The organism is Cognatilysobacter lacus, assembly GCF_008274655.1.
GTDB lineage: Bacteria > Pseudomonadota > Gammaproteobacteria > Xanthomonadales > Xanthomonadaceae > Cognatilysobacter > Cognatilysobacter lacus.
This window is the reverse complement of record NZ_VTRV01000184.1, coordinates 1-4,769: the sequence shown is the minus strand read 5'-3', so window position 1 is coordinate 4,769 and position 4,769 is coordinate 1. Positions and strand designations below refer to the sequence as shown.

The 4,769-nt window shown below is 69.9% G+C and carries 5 protein-coding genes; 4 read left to right on the top strand and 1 reads right to left on the bottom strand.

Translation table 11 applies throughout. From position 1 onward, the window contains the following. From FW784_RS12690 to folE, 4 genes are all read left to right on the top strand, one after another. Nucleotides 1-775, top strand: a 775-nt coding sequence (locus FW784_RS12690; RefSeq protein ID WP_187770807.1) for a PD-(D/E)XK nuclease family protein, incomplete at its 5' end; no start/stop codon positions are given. Next, the gene (gene recD, locus FW784_RS12685; RefSeq protein WP_149353701.1) at nucleotides 772-2,520 is read left to right on the top strand and encodes an exodeoxyribonuclease V subunit alpha; all 1,749 of its coding nucleotides are present in this window, start codon (nucleotides 772-774) and stop codon (nucleotides 2,518-2,520) included. The genes FW784_RS12690 and recD, both read left to right, overlap by 4 nt. Before the next feature lie 152 nt (nucleotides 2,521-2,672). After that, on the top strand, nucleotides 2,673-3,134 hold the full coding sequence (locus FW784_RS12680; RefSeq protein ID WP_149353700.1) for a glycine zipper domain-containing protein: 462 nt from the start codon (nucleotides 2,673-2,675) through the stop codon (nucleotides 3,132-3,134). A gap of 163 nt (nucleotides 3,135-3,297) precedes the next feature. After that, complete coding sequence (folE, locus tag FW784_RS12675; protein WP_149353699.1) at nucleotides 3,298-3,894, top strand: GTP cyclohydrolase I FolE; 597 nt, start codon at nucleotides 3,298-3,300, stop codon at nucleotides 3,892-3,894. Nucleotides 3,895-4,040: 146 nt separating this feature from the next. On the opposite strand, the gene FW784_RS12670 is transcribed toward folE, so the two are convergent. Next, the coding region (locus FW784_RS12670) for an aminotransferase class V-fold PLP-dependent enzyme (protein ID WP_149353698.1) at nucleotides 4,041-4,769 on the bottom strand (729 nt) is incomplete at its 5' end.

Sequence of the window (4,769 nt, the reverse complement as noted above, 5' to 3'; positions counted from 1 at the left end):
GCGCGATTTCGGCGCGGCGATGCGCGATGCCGCCGCCGACGACGTGCGCTTCTCCGGCACGCGCTTCGGCGACGTCGTGCACGGCGCGTTCGAGACCGTCGACTTCGCCGCCTGGAACGGGTGGCGCGACGGTCCGCCGCCGGTCGGTCAGCAGGCTGCGCTCATCGAAGCATTCCGCGCGCAAGGCTACGTGCAGGCGGAGATCGACGACGGTCTGCCGCTGCTGGCCTCGCTGGTCGGCCACACGCTCACCGCTGCGATGCCCGAAGGCGCGCGCCTGTGCGACGTTCCCGCGTCCTCGCGCCGCGCGGAGATGGAATTCCACTTCGCGCTGGCGCGGGTCGATGTCGATGCGCTGCTGGCGACCGTACAGGCGCACGGGCTGCTCACAGGTCGCGAGGGTTTCGGGTCGCGTCGCGTACTGGACGGGCTGATGACCGGCAAGATCGACCTCGTCTACGCGCACGCGGGTCGCTACCACGTGCTCGACTACAAGACGAATCGACTTCCCGACTACGAGCCGGCCACGCTCCAGCGTGCGATGCACGAGGGGGAGTACACGCTGCAGGCGGCGATCTATTCGCTCGCGCTGCATCGCTGGCTGCGATTCCGCCTTGGCGATGCCTACGACTACGCGCGCGACTTCGGAGGCGTGCGCTACGTCTTCTGTCGAGGTGTCGACGCGCGCCGCGCTGCGTCGCCGGGCATCCACGCCGCGCGCTTGCCGGTGCAACTGGTCGATGCGCTCGACCGCCTGTTCGGAGGCGATGCATGAGCCTGCTCGACGCGCTGCAGCGCAGCGGCGTACTGCGCCCGGTCGACCTCGCGCTAGCACAGGCCTTGCAGCGTATCGACGGCGACATCGCCGATTCCGCACTCGCGGCGGCCGCGCTCGCCTCGCATGCGGTGGCGCAGGGACATGCGGCGTTCGATCCTGCGGCCGCGGGCGAACTCGTCGATGCATCGATCGACTGGCCCGATGCCGCGGAATGGCGCGCCACGCTGGCCGCCTGCAGCATGGTCGACCGCCCGGACGCCGACGCGGCGAGCGATGAATCCACGCCGCTCGTGCTCGAGGACGGTCGCGTCTACCTGCGGCGCTATCGCGAATACGAACGCCGCCTGGCCGCGGCGTTGGCACGCCTTTGCGTGGCCACGGATGGCGCGCCCCACGCCGACGTCGATGCATTGCACGCACGGTTGTTCCCGGCGGGCGAGGGCGACGACGCGCAGGCCCGCGCCGCGCGCCGAGCGCTGGACTCCACGGTGATGCTGGTCACCGGCGGACCGGGCACCGGCAAGACCACCACCATCGCGAGGCTGCTGGTGCTGCTGGCGGCGCAGGCGCGTGCGCGCGGAAAGCCCGTGCCGCGCTTCGCTCTCGCCGCGCCCACCGGCCGCGCCGCGGACCGCATGGCCGGCGGCGTGCGGCGGGTCGCGGAAAGCCTCCGTGCCGCCGGGATCGACGCGGAACTCTGCGACGCGCTGCCGACGCAGGCATCCACGTTGCACCGCCTGCTCGGGCTGGTGCCCGGCCGCCCGCAGGCTCGCTTCGACCGCGTGCAGCCGCTGAAGGTCGACGTGCTGGTTGTCGATGAAGCTTCGATGGTCGACCTGCCGCTGATGTGCAAGCTCGTCGAGGCGCTGCCCGACGGTGCGCGACTGCTGCTGCTCGGTGACCGCGACCAGTTGCCCTCGGTCGAGGCCGGCGACGTGCTCGCCGCGCTGGTCGATGCGTGCGATGCGCCCGCGGCGGCGAACGCACCGCTCGCCGGCCGACGCGTGCATCTCGATCGTGGCTACCGGCAGACCGACGACCTCGTGCTCGAGCCGGTCGCGGACGCCGTGCGTCGCGGGGACGCCGCGGCCGCGCTTTCTGCGCTGCGCGTCGGTGGCGGCGGGCTGCACTACCATGAGGACGCGCTCGATCCGCTCGCCGCGTCAACGCGGGAAGCGCTGTTGGCGCCGTGGCGCGGGCTACGTCATTGCAGCGAACCGCGCGAGGCGCTGGCGCTCGTCAACCGCGCGCGCCTGCTGACCGCGTTGCGCGACGGACCACAGGGCGCGTCGCAACTGAATGCACGCATCGAGCTTGCACTGGCCGGGACGCAGCGCGAACCGTATTTCCACGGTCGACTGCTGATGGTGACCGAGAACAGCGCGCGCCACGGGCTGTTCAATGGCGACGTCGGCGTGTGCCTGCCCGACGTCCACGGCGCGCCGATCGCCTGGTTCGACGGCCCCGACGCGCCGCGCGCATTCCATCCCGGCGCATTGCCCGCGCACTCCGGTGCGTTCGCGACCACCGTGCACAAGGCGCAGGGCTCGGAGTTCGACATCGTCTTGCTGCAACTGCCGGCGGCCGACACACGCGTGCTCACGCGCGAGCTCATCTACACCGGGCTGACGCGTGCGCGCACGCAATTGCACGTACTGGGACCTGCGTCGGCGATCGAGGCTGCACTGGGTCGACATGCGCGACGGATATCGGGACTTGCGCGCCGGTTGGGCGCCGCCTGATCGCGATGGCGTGAAGGGTTTCGTGCGTGGCGTTAAGCAGCCGTTGGCCAAATAGCCGCTTCTCTTCACTCGCGTTGTACCTGTCGCTGTCCAGAGTCGGCTCACCGCTGCCGGCCGGTTGCCGGTCCCCACCAGACACACGGAGCGACACCATGACTGACGTCAAGAAAGACCATAACCTCGGTTCCGGCACGGGTGCCGTCGCGGGCGCCGTCACCGGCGCGGCGATCGGCTCGGCCGCGGGCCCGATCGGCAGCCTCGTCGGCGCCGTCGCAGGTGGCATCGTCGGTTCGAAGGCGGGCGATTCGATCGCCGAAGCCGTCAACCCGACCGGCTACGAGAAGCACTTCCAGGACAACTACACCAAGGCCGACTACTACAACAGTTCGCGCGACTGGAACGATTACCAGCCTGCGTACAAGTACGGCTACGAGACGTACGGCCAGTACCGCGGCAAGGATTTCGACAGCGTCGAGCCCGAGCTGCAGCGCAACTGGGACGCGACGCGCGGCCAGTCCCGCCTGGCCTGGGGCGAAGCCCGCGGCGCCGTGAAGGATGGCTGGCACCACATCGAGCGCGCCATGCCGGGTGATGCGGACGGCGACGGTCGCTAAGCAGCACGGTTGACGATCCAACGCTGCGATCGCTACGCGCAGCACGAGGGGCCGGGAAACCGGCCCCTTTTTCATGCCTGCGGCACGCGCTGTCCCGCCGCTGGCCGCGTTCGCCCGCAGCCGCCTGCGCTACGATCGCGGCGAACCGATTGCAGGAACCGACATGGCCGACGAGATCCACAAGCCCTCCCGCGACGAAGCGGAAAGCGCCGTGCGCACGTTATTGCGCTGGGCCGGCGAGGATCCGACGCGCGAAGGCCTGCTCGACACGCCGCGCCGTGTCGTCGACGCCTATGGCGACTGGTTCAGCGGCTATGGCACCTGCGCCAAGACGTATCTCGAGCGCACGTTCGAGGAAGTCGCCGGCTACGACGAGATGATCGTGCTGCGCGATATCGAGTTCGAAAGCCATTGCGAGCACCACATGGCGCCCATCATTGGTCGCGCGCACGTCGGCTACCTGCCCAACGGGAAGGTCGTCGGCATCAGCAAGCTCGCCCGCGTCGTCGACAGCTTCGCGCGTCGCTTCCAGGTGCAGGAGAAGATGACCGCGCAGGTCGCCGAAGTGATCCAACGCGTGCTGCAGCCGCGCGGCGTGGGCGTGGTGATCGAGGCGAGCCATGAATGCATGACCACGCGTGGCGTGCACAAGCGAGGCGTATCGATGACCACCTCGACCATGCTCGGTGCGTTCCGCGAGGATGCGCGCACGCGCGGCGAGTTCCTGCAGTTCATCCGCAGCGGGCCGCCCGCGCGCTGATCGCACGACGCGTTTGCGTTGCGCCTGGCGAGCGACGCGTCACGAGGGCAACGCGCGCGTCGCGCTCGTGATCCGGCGCTGCGATTCGATACGGGCTGCAGGGTGCGAAGTGCACCCATGACGCCAGCGGCACGGAACGGCAGGCCTCAGTCGGTCGAAAGGATCGCCGCTGAAACGCAATCGATCGCGGCTTCATCGATATGCAGGTGCGGCGCGAGCCGGAACACGCCGTCACGTTCGATGCAGATGATGCCGGCGTCGTGCAATGCGCTTCGCACGCGCGCCAGCCGCTCTGGCGTTGGCGCAAACCCGAGCAGGTGCGGCGATGACGGATCCACGCACTCGTCGTCGCGGCCCGCCTTCGCGAGCGTGACCTTCAGACGATCCAGCAGCATCCCGAGCTGAGCTGCGATTGCGTCCGGCGTCCACGCGATGATCTGCGCGAGCCCGGCTTCCGCCGTCGCAAGACGCAACGGATCGGTGACCTCGCCGCCGTCGAAGCGGCGCGCGCCCTCGCGATAGGTCGGCGGCGACTCACCGCCGAACGCCCACGGTTTGGTGGGCGCGCGCCCCTGCCAGTGCTGCTCGAACGGGGCAATGCGCTTGCACCAGTCCGGCGCGGCCCACAGGTAGCACAGGCCCTTCAGGCCGAGCAGCCACTTGTAGCCCACGCTCATCGCGAACGCCGGCTGCCAGCGCGCGACGTCGCAGGCGAGCACGCCGAGGCTCTGGCTCAGGTCGAGTACCAGCGGCACACCCTGCTCGCGCGCCGCCATCGCGATGCGGTCGAGGTCCAGCAGGCGGCCGTCGCGCCAGTGCGATTGCGACAGCACCAGCACGGCCGGCGGCTCGCGATCGAGCAGCGCGAGGACCCC

Bases quoted from the DNA above. Each gene is read 5' to 3' on its own strand.
- folE (WP_149353699.1), top strand. From the start codon at position 3,298: ATGGCCGACGAGATCCACAAGCCCTCCCGCGACGAAGCGGAAAGCGCC.
- FW784_RS12680 (WP_149353700.1), top strand. From the start codon at position 2,673: ATGACTGACGTCAAGAAAGACCATAACCTCGGTTCCGGCACGGGTGCC.
- recD (WP_149353701.1), top strand. From the start codon at position 772: ATGAGCCTGCTCGACGCGCTGCAGCGCAGCGGCGTACTGCGCCCGGTC.